Origin of the sequence: Psychromarinibacter halotolerans (genome assembly GCF_029168315.1) — a bacterium.
In the GTDB taxonomy this organism is placed as follows: domain Bacteria; phylum Pseudomonadota; class Alphaproteobacteria; order Rhodobacterales; family Rhodobacteraceae; genus Psychromarinibacter; species Psychromarinibacter halotolerans.
This window is the reverse complement of sequence record NZ_JARGYD010000001.1, coordinates 151,221-167,625: the sequence shown is the minus strand read 5'-3', so window position 1 is coordinate 167,625 and position 16,405 is coordinate 151,221. Positions and strand designations below refer to the sequence as shown.

The 16,405-nt window shown below is 64.3% G+C and carries 17 protein-coding genes and 3 tRNA genes; 10 read left to right on the top strand and 10 right to left on the bottom strand.

Annotated elements, in window-relative coordinates:
- The first annotated feature begins 118 nt into the window (after positions 1-118).
- Positions 119-1,492: a M20/M25/M40 family metallo-hydrolase gene (locus tag P1K30_RS00790; protein WP_275630766.1), complete on the top strand. Its 1,374-nt coding sequence runs from the start codon at positions 119-121 to the stop codon at positions 1,490-1,492.
- A 109-nt stretch (positions 1,493-1,601) separates the two neighbouring features.
- Here the strand turns inward: P1K30_RS00790 and P1K30_RS00785 are convergent, their stop codons facing one another.
- The 3 genes from P1K30_RS00785 to P1K30_RS00775 form a co-directional block, all read right to left on the bottom strand.
- Positions 1,602-2,144, bottom strand: coding sequence for a hypothetical protein (locus tag P1K30_RS00785; RefSeq protein ID WP_275630765.1), 543 nt, complete (start codon positions 2,142-2,144; stop codon positions 1,602-1,604).
- A 115-nt stretch (positions 2,145-2,259) separates the two neighbouring features.
- A tRNA-Asp gene (locus P1K30_RS00780) sits at positions 2,260-2,336 on the bottom strand.
- Positions 2,337-2,409: 73 nt separating this feature from the next.
- Complete coding sequence (locus P1K30_RS00775) at positions 2,410-2,973, bottom strand: GNAT family N-acetyltransferase (RefSeq protein ID WP_275630764.1); 564 nt, start codon at positions 2,971-2,973, stop codon at positions 2,410-2,412.
- A 250-nt stretch (positions 2,974-3,223) separates the two neighbouring features.
- On the opposite strand from P1K30_RS00775, the gene P1K30_RS00770 reads away from it, so the two are divergent.
- The 9 genes from P1K30_RS00770 (at position 3,224) to P1K30_RS00730 (ending at position 9,488) form a co-directional block, all read left to right on the top strand.
- On the top strand, positions 3,224-3,772 hold the full coding sequence (locus P1K30_RS00770) for a chemotaxis protein CheD (protein WP_275630763.1): 549 nt from the start codon (positions 3,224-3,226) through the stop codon (positions 3,770-3,772).
- 139 nt (positions 3,773-3,911) lie between these two features.
- Positions 3,912-4,208 carry an STAS domain-containing protein gene (locus P1K30_RS00765; RefSeq protein WP_275630762.1) on the top strand — a complete coding sequence of 99 codons (297 nt, stop codon included), beginning with the start codon at positions 3,912-3,914 and terminating at the stop codon, positions 4,206-4,208.
- Positions 4,205-4,573 (top strand): response regulator, encoded by a 369-nt coding sequence (locus P1K30_RS00760; protein ID WP_275630761.1) that lies wholly within the window; start codon positions 4,205-4,207, stop codon positions 4,571-4,573. Before P1K30_RS00765 ends, P1K30_RS00760 begins: the two co-directional genes overlap by 4 nt.
- Before the next feature lie 9 nt (positions 4,574-4,582).
- On the top strand, positions 4,583-6,742 hold the full coding sequence (locus P1K30_RS00755) for a chemotaxis protein CheA (RefSeq protein ID WP_275630760.1): 2,160 nt from the start codon (positions 4,583-4,585) through the stop codon (positions 6,740-6,742).
- Positions 6,743-6,746: 4 nt separating this feature from the next.
- On the top strand, positions 6,747-7,211 hold the full coding sequence (locus P1K30_RS00750; protein WP_275630759.1) for a chemotaxis protein CheW: 465 nt from the start codon (positions 6,747-6,749) through the stop codon (positions 7,209-7,211).
- The gene (locus P1K30_RS00745; RefSeq protein ID WP_275630758.1) at positions 7,208-8,116 is read left to right on the top strand and encodes a CheR family methyltransferase; all 909 of its coding nucleotides are present in this window, start codon (positions 7,208-7,210) and stop codon (positions 8,114-8,116) included. The genes P1K30_RS00750 and P1K30_RS00745 overlap by 4 nt, the downstream gene beginning before the upstream one ends.
- Complete coding sequence (locus P1K30_RS00740) at positions 8,107-8,493, top strand: response regulator (RefSeq protein WP_275630757.1); 387 nt, start codon at positions 8,107-8,109, stop codon at positions 8,491-8,493. The genes P1K30_RS00745 and P1K30_RS00740 overlap by 10 nt, the downstream gene beginning before the upstream one ends.
- The gene (locus P1K30_RS00735) at positions 8,493-8,864 is read left to right on the top strand and encodes a hypothetical protein (RefSeq protein ID WP_275630756.1); all 372 of its coding nucleotides are present in this window, start codon (positions 8,493-8,495) and stop codon (positions 8,862-8,864) included. The genes P1K30_RS00740 and P1K30_RS00735 overlap by 1 nt, the downstream gene beginning before the upstream one ends.
- Positions 8,865-9,488 (top strand): hypothetical protein, encoded by a 624-nt coding sequence (locus tag P1K30_RS00730; protein WP_275630755.1) that lies wholly within the window; start codon positions 8,865-8,867, stop codon positions 9,486-9,488.
- Between the two features lie 261 nt (positions 9,489-9,749).
- Here the strand turns inward: P1K30_RS00730 and P1K30_RS00725 are convergent.
- The 7 genes from P1K30_RS00725 to P1K30_RS00695 form a co-directional block, all read right to left on the bottom strand.
- A tRNA-Val gene (locus P1K30_RS00725) sits at positions 9,750-9,825 on the bottom strand.
- Positions 9,826-10,113: 288 nt separating this feature from the next.
- Positions 10,114-10,575, bottom strand: coding sequence for a redox-sensitive transcriptional activator SoxR (soxR, locus tag P1K30_RS00720; RefSeq protein ID WP_275630754.1), 462 nt, complete (start codon positions 10,573-10,575; stop codon positions 10,114-10,116).
- A 372-nt stretch (positions 10,576-10,947) separates the two neighbouring features.
- Positions 10,948-11,022 (bottom strand) — tRNA-Val (locus tag P1K30_RS00715).
- Between the two features lie 20 nt (positions 11,023-11,042).
- A complete protein-coding gene (locus P1K30_RS00710) occupies positions 11,043-11,402 on the bottom strand; it encodes an HU family DNA-binding protein (protein WP_275630753.1) in 360 nt (119 codons plus the stop codon).
- 183 nt (positions 11,403-11,585) lie between these two features.
- Complete coding sequence (gene lon, locus P1K30_RS00705) at positions 11,586-13,997, bottom strand: endopeptidase La (RefSeq protein ID WP_275630752.1); 2,412 nt, start codon at positions 13,995-13,997, stop codon at positions 11,586-11,588.
- 210 nt (positions 13,998-14,207) lie between these two features.
- Positions 14,208-15,296, bottom strand: coding sequence for an alkene reductase (locus P1K30_RS00700; protein WP_275630751.1), 1,089 nt, complete (start codon positions 15,294-15,296; stop codon positions 14,208-14,210).
- Positions 15,297-15,571: 275 nt separating this feature from the next.
- The gene (locus P1K30_RS00695; protein ID WP_275630750.1) at positions 15,572-16,288 is read right to left on the bottom strand and encodes a VPLPA-CTERM sorting domain-containing protein; all 717 of its coding nucleotides are present in this window, start codon (positions 16,286-16,288) and stop codon (positions 15,572-15,574) included.
- Positions 16,289-16,405 lie beyond the last annotated feature (117 nt).

Below are 16,405 nucleotides of genomic sequence, written 5' to 3'. Positions count from 1 at the left end.
TCGTTTCGGGCCGCAACCTAGCGTGCCCAACGGGTTTTAGCCACCCGCCACGCTCTGGACAGCGGTCACGAGGCTGCTAGCCTCGCGCGCCGACAAGACCACCCAAAGGAGCCCTCCCATGAGTCTCGACGCCGTCCTTTCCCGCATCGACGCGGACCTGCCCGCGGCGCTGGACCGCCTGAAGGCGCTGATGCGCATTCCCTCGATCTCGACCGACCCCGAATACAAGGCCGAATGCGCCCGCGCCGCGAATTGGCTGGTCGAGGATCTGGAATCGCTTGGCGTGCAGGCCGAGACCCGTCAGACCCCCGGCCACCCGATGGTCGTGGGCCATATCGACGGCGACGGCCCGCACCTGATGTTCTACGGGCACTACGACGTGCAGCCGGTCGATCCGCTGGAGCTGTGGAACCGCGATCCCTTCGATCCCGAGGTCGAGGATACCCCCGCCGGAAAGGTGATCCGTGGAAGGGGTGCCAATGACGACAAGGGCCAGCTGATGACCTTCATCGAGGCGTGCCGCGCCTGGAAAGAGGTGAACGGCACCCTGCCCTGCAAGATGACCTTCTTCCTTGAAGGCGAAGAAGAATCCGGCTCGCCCTCGTTGGTGCCCTTCCTTGAGGAGAACCTTGCCGAATTCTCGGCCCCTGATCTTGCGCTGATCTGCGACACCGGGCTGTTCGACGAGAAGACGCCGGCGATCACCACCATGCTGCGCGGCATGGTGAAGGAAGAGCTGACGATCACCGCCGCCGACAAGGATCTGCATTCAGGCATGTACGGCGGCATCGCGGCGAACCCGATCCACGTTCTGTCCACGGCGCTGGCCGCGCTGCACGACGATCAGGGCCGCGTGACGATCCCCGGGTTCTACGACGACGTGCCCGAACTCAGCGACGAGCTGCGCAAGCAGTGGGACGGGCTGGGCTTTGACGAGGCCGCCTTCCTTGGCGGTGTCGGCCTGTCGGTGCCCGCGGGGGAACAGGGGCGCACCGGTCTGGAAATGATCTGGTCGCGGCCGACCTGCGAGGTGAACGGCATCTGGGGCGGCTATACCGGCGCGGGCTTCAAGACGGTGCTGCCGTCCGAGGCGAGCGCCAAGATCAGCTTCCGCCTTGTCGGGCAGCAGGACCCGAAGGCGATCAGCGACAGCTTCCGCGCCTTCATCCGGTCGCAGCTGCCTGCTGATTGTTCCGTCGCGTTCAACATCACCAACGGCGCCCCTGCCAGCGTGATGGCGACCGAGGACCCGGCGTTCGAGAAAGCGCGCCTTGCGCTGTCCGACGAATGGCCGAACCCGGCGGCCTTCATCGGCTGCGGCGGCTCGATTCCGATCGCGGGGTATTTCAAGACGATCCTCGGTGTCGATTCTATGCTGATCGGCTTTGGCCGTGATGACGACCAGATCCACAGCCCGAACGAGAAATACGCGCTGGAAAGCTTTCACCGGGGCATCCGCAGCTGGGCCCGGGTGCTGGATGCGCTGACCTGATCCAACATTTCACGCGGGCCGGTCCGACCGGCCCGCGTGGTGGCCCGTGCGTTGGCGCGTGTGACGCCCCACGTCGCTGCCCAACGACCCTGCGCCGTGGCACAGCGCGTCATCCGTGCCCGCCACCGGTGACCCGCATCTCGTACCGGGCGCCGCTGACTTCTCCGCCCTCGGTCCGCTTTTGCTGGCGCAGGGCATCGAAGATCGCCCTCTCGCTCAGCCACGGGCGCAATGCCTCAAGATCCAACGCCTCGCGCTCGAAACCGGTGACCACGCATTCGGCATCCAGCGTCTCGCTTGGTTCCGGCCATTCACGGCCCGCGGTCGCCAATCGCCATGTCTCGATAATCCGTTGAAGCAGCGCGCTTTCCGCGGCCTCCAGCGCGATGCGCAGCGCGTCCAGCCGTGGACCGGGCCCCGCATCCTTCGCGATATCGCCAGCCTCGTGCAGAAGGCCGCGCACCTCGTCCAGCGCGGCGCGCATCCCCGCGCGCCGCCCGGCCCGCATCTGGGCGTTCACCCCCGCGATGACCCGTTGCGTGCGCCGCATCAGCCGGCCCACGCGGTCGGCCTGCGGCGCCTGTCCCGCATCCCGGTCGCGATCCTTGGACCCATCCGTGAAGAAGAATTCGTTCCGCGCCTGTTTCACCATTCGAGTGACCTTTTTCGGGATGACTGCTCTGCCCGAAGAAAGCCGATCTGGGTTAAAGAAGCGCGAACGAAAAAAGCGACCCGAAGGTCGCTTTTTCGATCCACCGTGGGGTGGATGGCGCGGTTGACGGGGCTCGAACCCGCGACCCCCGGCGTGACAGGCCGGTACTCTAACCAACTGAGCTACAACCGCGTGCCGACGGGGGATAAGCGAGTCACATGGTACCGTCAAGCGGAATTCCGGCGAAGTCTGCCGGATTTTTTGCCTACCCCGACGTCGCCCGGTCTGTCTGCCCCGGCGTCGCGCCTTTCGACGGGCCATGTTGGGCCGCCAGAGCCTTCAGATCGTTCCATTCCACCGGGATCGCGGTCACCGGCTGGCCGTACAAAAGTTCGTCGAACGCCGTCAGTTCCCGCCCGCCGATCCGCCGGTAGAACGCGCGCGCGGGCGTGTTCTGGTCGATCACCGTCAGCCAAAGCCGGTCGACGCCCTCCGCGGCCAGCGTCGCCGCGGCCCCGGCCATCAGTTTCCGGCCCACCCCGCTGCCCTTGGTGTCCGGCGCGACGTGCAGGTTGTCGACATAGGCCCCCGGCCCCTTCGCCCGGTCCACCGTGACGAATCCCACAAGGCGGTCGCCCGCCCAGGCCGTGTCGACGATCCAGCCGTCGCCCGGCAGCGCCTTCCAACGCTCTGCCAGCACGTCGACCACGCCGTCGCGCAGGAACGTGTCGGGCAGCATGCCCGCGTAAGCGCCCCGCCAGCTTTCGATTTGCAGGTCGCGGATCGCGCCTAAATCGGCCGTCGTCGCGGGTCTGATGCGAATGTCCATCTGGTCTCCTCCCCTGGTGGTGCCCCCGTTTGTGGGGCGCTTTCGACCGCGATGCCAGCCGGAAACGGGCGTCTCGGCCGGCGTTAAGGGCTGCTTCACGCGACCGTGCCAGTTTCAGGCCGAACGCAACGCGATTCGACATCGCAGGCCCCGGAACGGAGAAGACAGTGCATCGCATCCGCCAGGAAACCTCGATCGGGCCCGCGCTGCCTGCCCGCCACGCTTCGAGACAATGGGCCGGGGGTCGGGCATGAGCGCGCCGAAGGTCATCCCGGTCCTGCAGGGCGAACTGTCGGTGTCGGACGATCCGAACGTGGTGCTAAGCTGCATTCTCGGCTCGTGCATCGCGACGTGCCTGTTCGACCCGACCGCCCGGGTCGGCGGGATGAATCACATCCTGCTGCCTGGCAGAAAGGGCGAAGCCGTCGCGCACAACAAATTCGGCGTCTTCGCGATGGAGGCGCTGATCAACGGCCTGATGCAAAAAGGCGCGCGCAAATCGAACCTCGTGGCCAAGATCTTCGGCGGCGCCAGCACGTTCGAGAACGGTCTTGCCATCGGCGTGTCGAACGCCGCCTTCGTGCGCGATTTTCTTGAAACGGAAGCGATCCCCATCGCGGCGGAAAGCGTCGGCGGAAAACAGGCCCGCAGGGTGCGGTTCTTCCCGACGACCGGCCACGCCAAACAAATGCTGACGGCAGAGGCGGTTCCAATCGAAGCGCCGCGTCCGCCAAAGCCCGTTCAGGGCCGGCGTCCCGCCGTGCCGCCCGGGGGATCGGGCGAAGTCGAGCTGTTCTGAAGGAAATATCAACCATCCGCCCGCAAAAGGGGAAGAGAAAAACGATGCGACCCACGCCACGGACACCCGGCGATTCGGCCCAGCCCCGCCCCGTGGGTGCGCGCCGCCGCGATGCCGGAACAGAAAGGGAAAGCCGCTGATGGCCGGAACAGAAGAACTGACGGTGCTGAAGGTGCCCGCGAAGCTGAAGGGCGCAGAGGCGCAGGGCCTGAAGGCAATGCTCGCCGAACGGCGCGGCCGCCCCGTGGCGCTGGATTTCGGCCAGGTCACACAGGTGGGCGCCCAGTGCCTGCAGGTGCTGCTGGCAGCCAACCGCGTCTGGCAGGCCGAAGGCACCGCATTCGAAATCAAGAACATGTCCGCCGAGGTACGGGACGGTCTGCTGCTGTGTGGCCTGCCGCCATCGCAGCTTGGCGCAAAGGAGGCACAGGAATGACACTCAAGGTGCTGGCGATCGACGATTCCCGGACGATGCGCGACCTGCTTCAGGTCTCTCTGACTGAATCCGGTTTCGACATCACCCTGGCCGAGGACGGGATCGACGGCCTCGACAAGCTAGAGACGGCGCAGCCGGACGTGGTGATCACCGACATCAACATGCCCCGGCTGGACGGCTTCGGCGTGATCGAGGCGGTGCGCGCCAAGGCGGAATACCGGGCCACACCGATCCTGGTGCTGACCACCGAAAGCTCGCCCGCGATGAAGACCCGGGCCCGCGATGCGGGCGCTACGGGCTGGATCGTGAAACCCTTCGACGATGTCGCGCTGGCCACGGCCATCCGCCGCGTCAGCGCGGTCTGAGGTGCATCGATGAGCAAGACAGACGAACTGCGCGCCACGTTCTTCCAGGAATCGGAAGATCTGCTGGAACAGCTTACCGACGGCCTAGAGGAAATGTCCGGCGGCGACGCCGACACCGAAACCGTCAATTCTGTGTTCCGCGCGGTGCATTCGATCAAGGGCGGCGCCGGGGCCTTCGCACTCGACGCGGTCGTCCGCTTCGCCCACCGGTTTGAAAACGTGCTGGACGCCCTGCGCAGCGGAAAGCTCGCAGTGAACGGGCAGGTGCTGGACATCCTGATGCGAAGCTCGGACCACCTGACCGTCCTGATGGAGCAGGCGCGTGACGGTGTTCCGGACGATGGCGACCCCGCCGGCGAACCGCTTCTTGCCGAACTGATGGCACTGACCGGCGCCGAAGCAGACGAAGGCCCGTCCGAGGCAGAGGTGAACTTCCAGCCAATGACGCTGGATCTTGGCGACTTCGGCGCGGCCGCCCCGTCAGAGATGCAGTTCCGCGTGGCGTTCCGGCCGCATGACGACCTGTTTCGAAGCGGCAACGAGCCTGTCTTCCTCTTGCGCGAACTCTGCGCCTTGGGCGAGGCGCAGGTCGACTGCGATATCTCGGCCCTGCCCGAGTTCGACGCCCTGGACACAGAGGCCAGCTATCTGTCCTGGCAGATCGACTTGCGGACAGAGTCGTCCCAGACGGCGGTCCGCGAAGTGTTTGAATTCGTCGACGGGCTTTGCTCGCTCGACATCGAGGAAACCGGAAGCGACGGGTCCACGGACGACCTGCCCGATCTGCCGGACCTGTCGCCAACGGATGGGCCCGCTTCGGAAGACCCTGCATCGTCGAACACCGCGGCGGCCGATGAACCGGCCACGGAAGCCGCCGCCCCTGCCCTCGTGTCGGCTTCCGCCCCCGCCGACCCACCGCGAAAGGCCGATCCCCCCGCCAAGGCGCAACCGCCACAGCCCGTTGCCTCGACGATCCGCGTCGACCTGCATCGCATCGACCGGATGATCAACCTGGTGGGAGAACTGGTGATCAACCAGGCCATGCTGACCCAGGCGGTCAAGCGCGATGGCATCGCACAGGGCAGCGACATCGACGTCGGGCTAGAGGAACTGCGCACGCTGACCCGCCAGATCCAGGACAGCGTCATGGCGATCCGCGCCCAACCGGTGAAGGCGCTGTTCCAGCGCATGTCGCGCATCGCGCGCGAGGCCGGGGCCGACACTGGCAAGACCCTGCGAATGGTGACCGAAGGCGCCGCGACAGAGATCGACAAAACGGTGATCGAAAAGCTCGCCGATCCACTGACCCACATGATCCGCAACGCGGTCGACCACGGGCTGGAAAACGCCGAAGACCGGCTTTCCGCGGGCAAGACCGCCGAAGGGACGATCCGCTTGTCGGCGGCGCACTTGTCCGGGCGGGTGGTGATCGAGATCACCGACGACGGCGCCGGCATCAACCGCGAACGGGTCAGAAGCATCGCCGAGAAGAAAGGCCTGATCCCGCCGGACGCTCAGCTGACGTCAAACGACATCGATAACCTGATCTTCCAACCCGGCTTCTCCACCGCCAGCCAACTGACGGCGCTGTCCGGCAGGGGCGTCGGGATGGACGTGGTCAAACGCTCGATCCAGTCGCTTGGCGGTCGGGTGTCGATCGCCTCCGAACCCGGCAAGGGAAGCACCTTCTCGATCGTCCTTCCGCTAACGCTTGCCGTGCTCGACGGCATGGTGATCGAGGTCGGGGGGCAGACCGTTGTGGTGCCGATTTCCGCGATCATCGAAACGATGCGCGTCCCCACCGATCAGGTGTTCCAACTGGGCACGCAGAACGCCGTCGTGCGCATCCGGGGCAGCTATGTCCCGATCGTCGACGTGGGCGCGGTCATGGGCTACCGGCCTGCGGTGGATCCGACCGGCGATCACGTCATCCTGCTGGTCGAGACCGCCGACGGCGTGCGTGCCGCCCTGCTGATCGATGTCATCCACGACCAACGTCAGGTCGTGATCAAAGGGCTCGAGGACAACTACGGCCAGGTCCCCGGCGTGGCGGCAGCGACCATCCTCGGTGACGGGCGCATCGCGCTGATCCTCGATCCCTCGGCCATCGTCGGCCACAACGGCGCCGGTGGCGCCGCCGTCCTAACGACCCCTCTTGCTGCGGAGTGACCCCATGAGCGACCAAACTGAAAACGACGGCGAAGACGTCAACGAACTCATCGCCTTCCGCATCGCCGAACAGGATTTCTGTTTCAACATCATGTCTGTGCGCGAGATTCGCGGCTGGACTCCCGCCACCGTCATCCCGCACGCGCCCAGCTACGTGCGCGGCGTGATCAACCTGCGCGGCGCCGTCGTTCCCATCGTCGACCTGGCCGCGCGTCTCGGCCTCGAAGTGCCAGAGCCCACGGCCCGTAACGTGATCATCATTACGCAGGTGGACGGCCCGATCGTCGGGCTGTTGGTGGACGCGGTGTCGGACATCCTGTCCGTCTCGGAAAAAGAGGTGCAGGCAACGCCGGACGTCGCTTCGAATGGCAGCGAGTTCCTGTCCGGCATCATCACCCGCGAAGATCGAATGATCCGGTTGCTGAACCTCGGCGCGATCGTGCCCGAAAAGGCAGGCGTCGCTGCATGACAACCGCTTCGGTCTCCGGTCCTGTCACCCCGGGACGAGGCGCATCGCGCGAGCTATCCGTCGGGGACTTCCGGCGCATCGCCGCCCTGCTCCTCTCTGAAGCGGGTATCGAACTGACGGAAGGCAAGCTTCCGCTGGTCCACTCGCGGCTAAGCGCACGGCTCCGCAGCCTGCGCATCAAAAGCTACGGGGACTATTGCGACTACATTGAAAGCGATGCGGGAAAGCCCGAGCGGCTTGAAATGCTGTCCGTGCTGACCACCAACGTGACGCGCTTCTTCCGAGAGCCGCACCATTTCGAGTTCCTGCGCAAGAAACGCATCCCAGAACTTGTGGACGTCCTGAAACGGGGCGGACAGGTTCGGATCTGGTCCGCTGGCTGCGCGTCGGGGGAAGAGCCGTACTCGCTTGCATTAACCTTCCTGCAAGAGATGCCGGACATCGCGCGCTATGATTTTCGGATCCTTGCCAGCGATATCGACCCGGCCATCCTGCGTGCCGCCGCCGCCGGTTTGTACACCGAACGCTCGCTGTCGCAGGTTCCCGAAGAGCAACGCCGCGCCCATTTCACCCGCGCCGAGACAGGCGCCGACCTGTGGTCCGTCGGCCCGCAGATGCGCGAACTGATCACGTTCCGCCGCCTCAACCTGATCGGCCCCTGGCCGTTCACCCGCCCGTTCGACGTGATCATGTGCCGCAACGTCGTGATCTACTTCGGGCCCGAAACCAAAGCCGATATCTGGGCGCGGTTCGTGGACCAGCTGACGCCGGAGGGCTGGTTGATCACCGGGCATTCGGAGCGGCTGACAGACGATGCGGCGCGCCGGACCGAACTTATCCACACGACGACCTATCGCCGGCGACCCGCCAGCGCAAAGCCGAAGGAAGACACCGCATGTCATTGAGGGAAAAACTGAAGATCCTCGTGGTCGACGACATGGCCGTCAGCCGCGGTCTGCTGACTCAGGCGCTCGATCAGCTCGGGATCCGGAACTACGACTACGTCAGCAATGGGCAGGAGGCGATGCAGTACCTCGGCCGCACACCGGTCCACTTGGTGATCTCGGACTACAACATGCCCGAGATGGACGGGCTGGGACTGTTACGTGCGATCCGGTCTACTGCCGCAACCGCCAAGACGGGGTTCATCATGGTCACCGGATCGGAAGATGCGACGGTGATCCAACAGGGCGCGCAGCTGGGGATGAACAACTTCCTCAAAAAGCCCTTTACCGCCGCCAACCTGCGGGAATGTATTGAAAAAGTGTTCGGGCGGCTTTGATGACGTCGCCGCCGACCGACCCGCCGCACATGGTCGCACAGACCATTTTCCTGTCGCGCCTGTCCGACGAGTTGTCGTCGCTGGGTGAGCTTTCAGCCGGTTTGCAGGAGGCGATCCACAATCTTCCGCTGGAACACAGCACCACCGATACGCGCCGCGTTCTTCAGTCGGCGGACATGCTGACGCAAAGCCTCGTCTGCCTTGGCACGGCGTTGGAAGGTCTGTCCGAACTTCCCATCGCCCACCGCGAATACGACCTGAACGTCGTGTTGCGCGATGTTTTTCTTGAGGACCTTCGATCGCGCCTGGCCCACGGGCGCGATCCGGAAAACGACCCGGCGACACATGCCGGAGAAGTGGAGATTTTCTGAATGCGACACCCCAACGCCCGCAAGAATACCCCGAACCGCCGTGCCGTCAAAGGTCTGCTGACCAGCGCTGCGGCGCTGCTATTTGCCCTATCCGCCCCCAACGCGCGGGCCGATGAGTTCAGGTTGGCGATGCAATTGTTCCTTGAAAGCGATCTGCGGCCCTGGATCACCGATCCCGTCCTTATCGAGGCCATCCGCGCGCAGAACGACGAACACGAAGGGCTCTCGCAATCGGAGATCGACGCCCTTGATACGGCTTGGCGTGAAACGGTCGATGCCGGAGGGTCCGACCTTGTCGACGGTGTTCTGACCGGCGCCCCGGCGGATTTCCTGCGAGAGCAGGTTGCGGCCTCGAGCGGGGCGATCTCGGAAGCCTTCGTGATGGACAATCATGGCCTGAACGTCGCGTCCAGCGCGGCGACATCTGACTATTGGCAGGGCGACGAGGACAAGTTCCAGATGACCTACGGCGCCGGGCCAGATGCCGTACACATCAGTGACATCGAATTCGATGCCTCAAGTGAAACCTATCAAGGGCAGATCTCGATCACGATTGTCGATCCCGATACCGGCGCTCCGATCGGGGCCATCACGGTCGGGGTCGATGCGCAGCATCTGCTATAGCCCACGCGCGGCGTCCGCTCCCGAGCGGGCGCCAGCGACTGCGGGGTGCGGGCATTTGCAGCCCACGGCCCCATCACAACGCCCCACCGATCCACAACTGTGGCGCCGCTCCTATTACTGTGGCCTCACACACTCGCGTCGAGCGGGCTTCAAGCGGTTCGGCGGTTTGCGGCGGTAAAGCTCAGACCGCATGGTTCCGCAACGCTTTCAAGATCCGCTCCTGTCAGCGATTCAAGCATCGGAACTGGTATCGGAAGGGAATGGTGGGTGATGAGAGACTCGAACTCCCGACATCTTCGGTGTAAACGAAGCGCTCTACCAACTGAGCTAATCACCCGCCGTGGCAGGGCTGATAGCGAAGCGTGGGGCTGCGCGCAAGTCCCCTACGCGTGTCGGGTCGGTGAAGGGTTATCCTGTGCCCATACTGTGCCGCGCCTTGGTGGGCCGACGTCTTTCCAACCTTCGTGCGACGATCTCCTCTCTTCGAAAACGAAAGCGGCGTTACCGACCAGGGCAAGGCCTCTCGAAGGTACAAATTTCCTGCGTGGTGGCCGGCACCGATATGAGGGCTACAGGATAACCACACAAAATCAGAGGCCTGCGAGAAGAAACCAAGCGCCGCCGGCTAGCCCAGCTTTGATCGTTCCTCGCTGGCGCCGACCCAACGGCGCGGACCGGCGCCATTTTGGCCCAGCCGGTCGTCCGGGTTGTACAAGGGGCAGTTGTCCACCGACAGACAGCCGCAGCCGATGCAGAAGCCCATCTGATCCCGCATGCGGGTCAGCAAGGCGATGCGCTCGTCCAGCGCCGCGCGCCACGGCGCGGCGGCGTCGGCCCATTGCCGGCCAGAAATTGCAGCGTCGCGCGGGATGCGATCCAGGACGGCTCGGACTTCGGACAGCGGGATGCCCACTGACTGCGCGACCCGCACGATCGCGACCCGACGCAATTCCCGGCGGTCATAGCGGCGATGGTTGGCCGGCGTTCGCCAGCTTTGGATCAGCCCCTCGGCCTCGTAGTAGTGGACGGTCGACACCGGGACACCGGCGCGTCTTGCGAAATCTCCGACACTCAGATCGCTTGCCATCGCGGTCCTGTTCCCCTGACCTCAAGTGCACTTGAGAACAAGGCTCACATGCCGTTGACGCCGAATCAAGACCCGCCAGATGATCGCACGGTGACGTCTATATGCCGTGGCATGTGCCGCCCTTACGTTCGGGCAATCAGGCAGCGGGGCGGACAACCTTCAGCACATCGCCCTGCCCCATCTGACAGCCCGTGCTGCGGGCCAACCGCCCTTGCCTGCCAGTCGGCGGACCGCGCGATCCACAGCCGAAGTGACCGCCCGCACGACACGGCGCAGATGCCACAAGTCATTGCGAACAGATACAAAAAACAACCGCGCCGGACCCATCGGTCGGCGCCATATCTCGGATGCAAAACCCCGGTCAGAGGAAGATGGTGGGTGATGAGGGATTTGAACCCCCGACATCTTCGATGTGAACGAAGCGCTCTACCACTGAGCTAATCACCCGCCGGAGCCGCCGTATAACCCTACTCCGCAGCCTCTGCAAGAGGGTCTTTGGGGCCGGTTTCGGCCGCCCGAACAGCGGTTTTCGAGCGCCGCAGGCGCAGTTCCAGCACCTGCGCATTCTCAAGGTCCTTGAAGGATTTCACGATGCCCTTCCCGAAGGGTTGCAGGTTCACCGTCTCGCCCCGCGCGAAAGCGTCGCCCAGTTCCTTCAGCATCGCCTCGACCACGGGCTTGGCGGCCCGTTTCTTGATGCCCGACGCGATGACCACCCGTTCCAGCAGTTCCCGTTTGCCCAGCACCTTGACCGGCGTGGCAGCCGTGTCGTCGGTGTCCGTCGCGGAGGGTGTCGTCGTGTTGCCCGTTTCGGTCGGTGCGGCCATGTCCCCGTCGTTCGCTCCCTGCAGCAGAGTTAACCAAACGGTACATGACGGTCCGGCCGGTTTCCACAATTCGCGGTGCGAAAACCGCCCAAATATGGCGCAGGCGGCAACGACGGCCGGCACGCACCCGCGCATGAAAAGGGCGCCCCCGAAGGACGCCCTTTCCGATAGCTGACGGTCGGGTCAGTGCGCGATCGCGCCCGGTGCCCCGGCGGTCGGGTTCATCGCCGCGCGGGCTGCGGCGGCCTCTTCCTCGGCCTCCTCGTCCCACTCGATCGGCTCGGGCTTGCGCACCAGCGCATGTTCCAGAACCTGTTGCACGGTCTCGACCGGAACGATGGTCAGGCCTTCCTTCACGTTGTCCGGAATCTCGGCCAGATCCTTCTCGTTCTCCTTGGGGATCAGCACCTTGGTGATGCCGCCCCGCAAAGCCGCGAGAAGCTTCTCTTTCAGGCCGCCGATCGGCAGGACGTGTCCGCGCAGCGTGACCTCGCCAGTCATGGCGATGTCCTTGCGGACCGGGATCTGCGTCAGGACCGACACGATGGACGTCACCATCGCGATACCCGCCGACGGGCCATCCTTGGGCGTCGCGCCTTCCGGCACGTGCACGTGGATGTCCATCCGGTCGAACCGCGGCGGCTTGACCCCGATCGAAGGCGCGATGGCGCGAACGTAGGACGAAGCCGCATCGATCGACTCTTTCATCACGTCGCCCAGCTTGCCCGTTGTCTTCATCCGGCCCTTGCCCGGCAGGCGCAGCGCCTCGATGGACAGCAGGTCGCCGCCCACGCTGGTCCACGCCAGTCCGGTGACAACGCCGATCTGATCTTCCTGTTCGGCCAGGCCATAGCGGAATTTCTTCACGCCCAGGAAGTCGCCGAGGTTGTCCGAGGTCACGCGGACCGTCTCGACCTCTTTCTTGATCAGCTTGGTCACCGCCTTGCGGCAGATCTTGGCCAGCTCGCGCTCCAGGTTCCGCACGCCCGCCTCGCGGGTGTAGTAGCGGATGATGTCCTGAATGCCCTCGTCGGCCATCTCGAACTCGGACGCGCGCAGACCGTGGTTCTTGATCTGCTTCGGCAGCAGGTGCTGCTTGGCGATCTCGGTCTTCTCGTCCTCGGTGTAGCCGGCCAGCGGGATGATCTCCATCCGGTCAAGCAGCGGTCCGGGCATGTTGTAGCTGTTCGACGTGGTCAGGAACATCACGTTCGACAGGTCGTATTCCACTTCAAGATAGTGGTCGACGAAGGTCGAGTTCTGTTCCGGATCAAGCACTTCCAGCATGGCAGAGGCCGGGTCGCCACGGAAGTCCTGCCCCATCTTGTCGATCTCGTCGAGCAGGATAAGCGGGTTCGTGGTCTTGGCCTTCTTCAGCGCCTGGATAATCTTGCCCGGCATCGAGCCGATGTAGGTCCGACGGTGACCGCGGATCTCGGATTCATCGCGCACGCCGCCAAGGCTGATGCGGATGAACTCGCGCCCCGTGGCCTTCGCCACCGATCGCCCCAACGAGGTCTTGCCGACGCCCGGCGGGCCGACGAGGCACATGATCGGCCCCTTCAGCTTTTTCGAGCGTTGCTGCACCGCAAGGTACTCGACGATGCGTTCCTTGACCTTCTCAAGGCCGTAATGATCGTTATCGAGGATGTCCTCGGCGCGGCCGAGATCCTTCTTCACGCGAGACTTGGTGCCCCACGGAATCGACAGCATCCAGTCAAGGTAGTTGCGGACGACGGTCGCCTCGGCGGACATCGGCGACATCGACTTGAGTTTCTTCAACTCAGCCTCGGCCTTCTCCTTGGCTTCCTTCGAGAACTTGGTCGCCGCGATCTTCTCTTCGAGTTCGGCGATTTCGTTCGCACCGTCCTCGCCATCGCCAAGTTCCTTCTGAATGGCCTTCATCTGCTCATTCAGATAGTACTCACGCTGGGTGCGCTCCATCTGCGACTTGACGCGGGTCTTGATCTTTTTCTCGACCTGCAGGACCGACATTTCGCCCTGCATCAGGCCATAGATCTTCTCCAGCCGCTCGGCGACGGACAGGGTTTCCAAAAGCTCCTGCTTCTGGGCAACCTCGACGCCAAGGTGACCGGCCACAAGGTCGGCCAGCTTCTGGGGTTCGCGCGTTTCCGCAACGGCGCCCAAAGCTTCCTCGGGGATGTTCTTCTTGACCTTCGCATAGCGTTCGAAGTCCTCGGCGACGGATTTCACCAGTGCGGCGACCGTGGCCTCGTCACCGTCGACCTCGTCCAGAGGTTCGGCGTGGGCTTCGAAGAAGTTCTCGTTATCGACATAGTCGCTGATGCGGACGCGGCTGCGGCCCTCGACCAGGACCTTCACGGTTCCGTCGGGCAGCTTCAGCAGTTGCAGCACGTTGGCCAGCACGCCGACCTCGAAGATGCCTTCGGGGGTCGGGTCGTCGACCGAGGGGTCGATCTGGCTGGACAGCAGGATCTGCTTGTCGTCCTGCATCACCTCTTCCAGCGCGCGCACCGATTTCTCGCGGCCCACGAAGAGCGGCACGATCATGTGGGGGAACACCACGATGTCGCGCAGCGGCAGGACAGGGTAGGACGGAAATTGTTCAGACATGCTCTTTCCTTGCTCTGGCAAGATGGCGCCGGCCCCGTTTCTCGGCAGCGCTTGGCCATCTCCGGTCTTGGCCTCTGGATTTGGGGGTTCTCCCCCTCTTGTTCAACCACACCGGCATTGCGTTGAGGCACTGTGCCTGTCCCTGCCCGGTTGAGCAAGGGCGGTCTTGCGGGTGGCGCAACGCCCTATACGCCGCGTCACCCTTATTTGCTAGGCTGCATCCAGCGTGGGATAGTCGGTGAACCCCTTGGCACCGCCACCATAATAGGTGTCGCGGTCGCCGTCGTTCAGGGGGGCGCCCGTCTCCAATCGCTTCACGAGATCGGGATTGGAAATGAACGGGCGACCGAAGGCCACAAGGTCCGCCGCACCGCTGTCCACGGCCTGCTTCGCAAGGTCACGATCGTAGCCGTTGTTGCCCATGTACGCGCCGTCGAACAGCTGGCGCAGCTTGGCGATGCTTTGCCCCTCGTCCAGCTCGCGGCTGCCGCCGGTCGCGCCCTCGACCATGTGAAGATAGGCAAGGCCGAACGGGTTCAGCTTCGGGATCAGGTATTCGAAGGTCTCCATCGGGTCGGCGTCGTCGATGCCGTTCGCGGGGCTGAACGGCGACAGGCGCAAACCGGTCTTACCGCCGCCGATGGCGTGGGTGACCGCCTCGACCACGTCCAGCAGCAGACGGGCGCGGTTCTCGGCCGAGCCGCCGAAAGCGTCGTCGCGCGTGTTCGCCCCGGTTTTCAGGAACTGGTCCAGCAGGTAGCCGTTGGCACCGTGGATCTCGACCCCGTCGAACCCGGCCTGCATGGCCATGTGCGCGGCGTGGCGGAAATCGTCGATCACCCGAGGCAGTTCCTCAAGCGCCAGCGCGCGCGGTTCAGAGGTGTCCTCGAACCCGTTGGCGGTGAAGGTCTTCACGTCGGCGGCGATGGCCGACGGCGCCACGGGCTTCTGACCGTTGGGCTGCAAAGAGGTGTGGCTGATCCGTCCGACGTGCCACAGCTGCACGACGATCTTGCCACCTTCGGCGTGCACCGCATCGGTGACCTTCTTCCACGCCTTGGCCTGCGCCTCGGTGTGGATGCCGGGAGTGCTGATATAGCCCTTGCCTTCGGGGCTGATCTGGGTGGCCTCGGTGATGATCAGGCCGGCCCCGGCGCGCTGGCGGTAGTATTCGACATGCAGGTCGTTGACCTCGCCGGAGTCGTTGTCGGCCCGGTTGCGGGTCAGCGGCGCCATGACGACACGGTTCTTCAGATGCAGGTCGCCCGCGTCGAAGGGCTCAAAAAGCGGATGGGACATGAGGTGTCTCCTGGGATTTCGTTTGCTGATGCGAGCTATGGCGGCTGCCGTCTTCTGCAACCCCCGCATCGCACGCGCCCCATCGCGGGCGCAGCGTCGCAAAGCGTAACCGATTGGAAACGACAGCCTTTCCTCACCAAGCCGCCCGGTGCGTGCATACCGGGCAATCGCCCGCCGCAGTGGGGCGGGCCCGCACGCCGCCCGGATACCGCTGAATAAAACGCAAAAGGCCCGCACAGGATGCGGGCCTTTCTTAACTGTTCAGGTCTGGCGCGTCAGGCGGCCTTGCGGCGGCGGCGCAGGGCGGCAAAGCCCAGCAGGCCCGCTGCCAGCAGCGGCGCAGAGGCCGGAAGCGGAACCGCCGCGACGTTGGTCGCCTTCTCGATCTCGGATACTTTCATGCCCGCGATCATGAAGCTGTCGCGCTGCGTGCCGAAGTACGGCAGGCGGAACTTGTCAGCACCAAAGCTGATCGACATGCCGGTCAGACCGGTCAGGCTGTACGGGCTTTTGCGCTGGATCAGCTGGTCCTTCGCAACGACCTTGCCGTCGACGAACAGGTCGAACGTGGGGCCGACCGGCCCGCCAAGGCGCTTGAACAGCACCTCGTCGAACGCGACTTCCTTGTCGAAGGTCAGCGTGATCAGCTCGCCGAAGGAAAACGGCAGCCCGCCGATCCCGGCGGTCCGGCGCAGGCCGAACGCACCGCCGACGCCAAGGCCGACCTTGGTTTCCGTCACCTCGCTGAAGCACAGCGCGATGGATTTGCAGTCGGTGGTCACGATCGTCTCTGTCCCACCAAGGGTGGAATAGATCCCGGCGGTCGCCTTGACGGTCAATCCGTCGACGGTCATGCCAAAATTGCCGTCCCACGCGTTCATTCCGCGATTGCCCAGCGTCGGGTTGCGGAAGTCGAACACAGTGGTTGCCGACGCTGCGCCTGCCGCAAGACAGAGAACCGCAGCCGTCAGGCCGTTCTTGAAGATACCCAAAATAGAGCCTCCTATAGCCCTGCTCGTTATTATTAAGGGTTTACCTACCACACCTTGATTGTCTCTGAAACAGAAACCATGCTGCGCCCGCGAAATACGCGCGCAGATTGAAACGCG

Bases quoted from the DNA above. Each gene is read 5' to 3' on its own strand.
- P1K30_RS00790 (WP_275630766.1), top strand. From the start codon at position 119: ATGAGTCTCGACGCCGTCCTTTCCCGCATCGACGCGGACCTGCCCGCG.
- P1K30_RS00785 (WP_275630765.1), bottom strand. From the start codon at position 2,144: ATGGTGAAACAGGCGCGGAACGAATTCTTCTTCACGGATGGGTCCAAG.
- P1K30_RS00775 (WP_275630764.1), bottom strand. From the start codon at position 2,973: ATGGACATTCGCATCAGACCCGCGACGACGGCCGATTTAGGCGCGATC.
- P1K30_RS00770 (WP_275630763.1), top strand. From the start codon at position 3,224: ATGAGCGCGCCGAAGGTCATCCCGGTCCTGCAGGGCGAACTGTCGGTG.
- P1K30_RS00765 (WP_275630762.1), top strand. From the start codon at position 3,912: ATGGCCGGAACAGAAGAACTGACGGTGCTGAAGGTGCCCGCGAAGCTG.
- P1K30_RS00760 (WP_275630761.1), top strand. From the start codon at position 4,205: ATGACACTCAAGGTGCTGGCGATCGACGATTCCCGGACGATGCGCGAC.
- P1K30_RS00755 (WP_275630760.1), top strand. From the start codon at position 4,583: ATGAGCAAGACAGACGAACTGCGCGCCACGTTCTTCCAGGAATCGGAA.
- P1K30_RS00750 (WP_275630759.1), top strand. From the start codon at position 6,747: ATGAGCGACCAAACTGAAAACGACGGCGAAGACGTCAACGAACTCATC.
- P1K30_RS00745 (WP_275630758.1), top strand. From the start codon at position 7,208: ATGACAACCGCTTCGGTCTCCGGTCCTGTCACCCCGGGACGAGGCGCA.
- P1K30_RS00740 (WP_275630757.1), top strand. From the start codon at position 8,107: ATGTCATTGAGGGAAAAACTGAAGATCCTCGTGGTCGACGACATGGCC.
- P1K30_RS00735 (WP_275630756.1), top strand. From the start codon at position 8,493: ATGACGTCGCCGCCGACCGACCCGCCGCACATGGTCGCACAGACCATT.
- P1K30_RS00730 (WP_275630755.1), top strand. From the start codon at position 8,865: ATGCGACACCCCAACGCCCGCAAGAATACCCCGAACCGCCGTGCCGTC.
- soxR (WP_275630754.1), bottom strand. From the start codon at position 10,575: ATGGCAAGCGATCTGAGTGTCGGAGATTTCGCAAGACGCGCCGGTGTC.
- P1K30_RS00710 (WP_275630753.1), bottom strand. From the start codon at position 11,402: ATGGCCGCACCGACCGAAACGGGCAACACGACGACACCCTCCGCGACG.
- lon (WP_275630752.1), bottom strand. From the start codon at position 13,997: ATGTCTGAACAATTTCCGTCCTACCCTGTCCTGCCGCTGCGCGACATC.
- P1K30_RS00700 (WP_275630751.1), bottom strand. From the start codon at position 15,296: ATGTCCCATCCGCTTTTTGAGCCCTTCGACGCGGGCGACCTGCATCTG.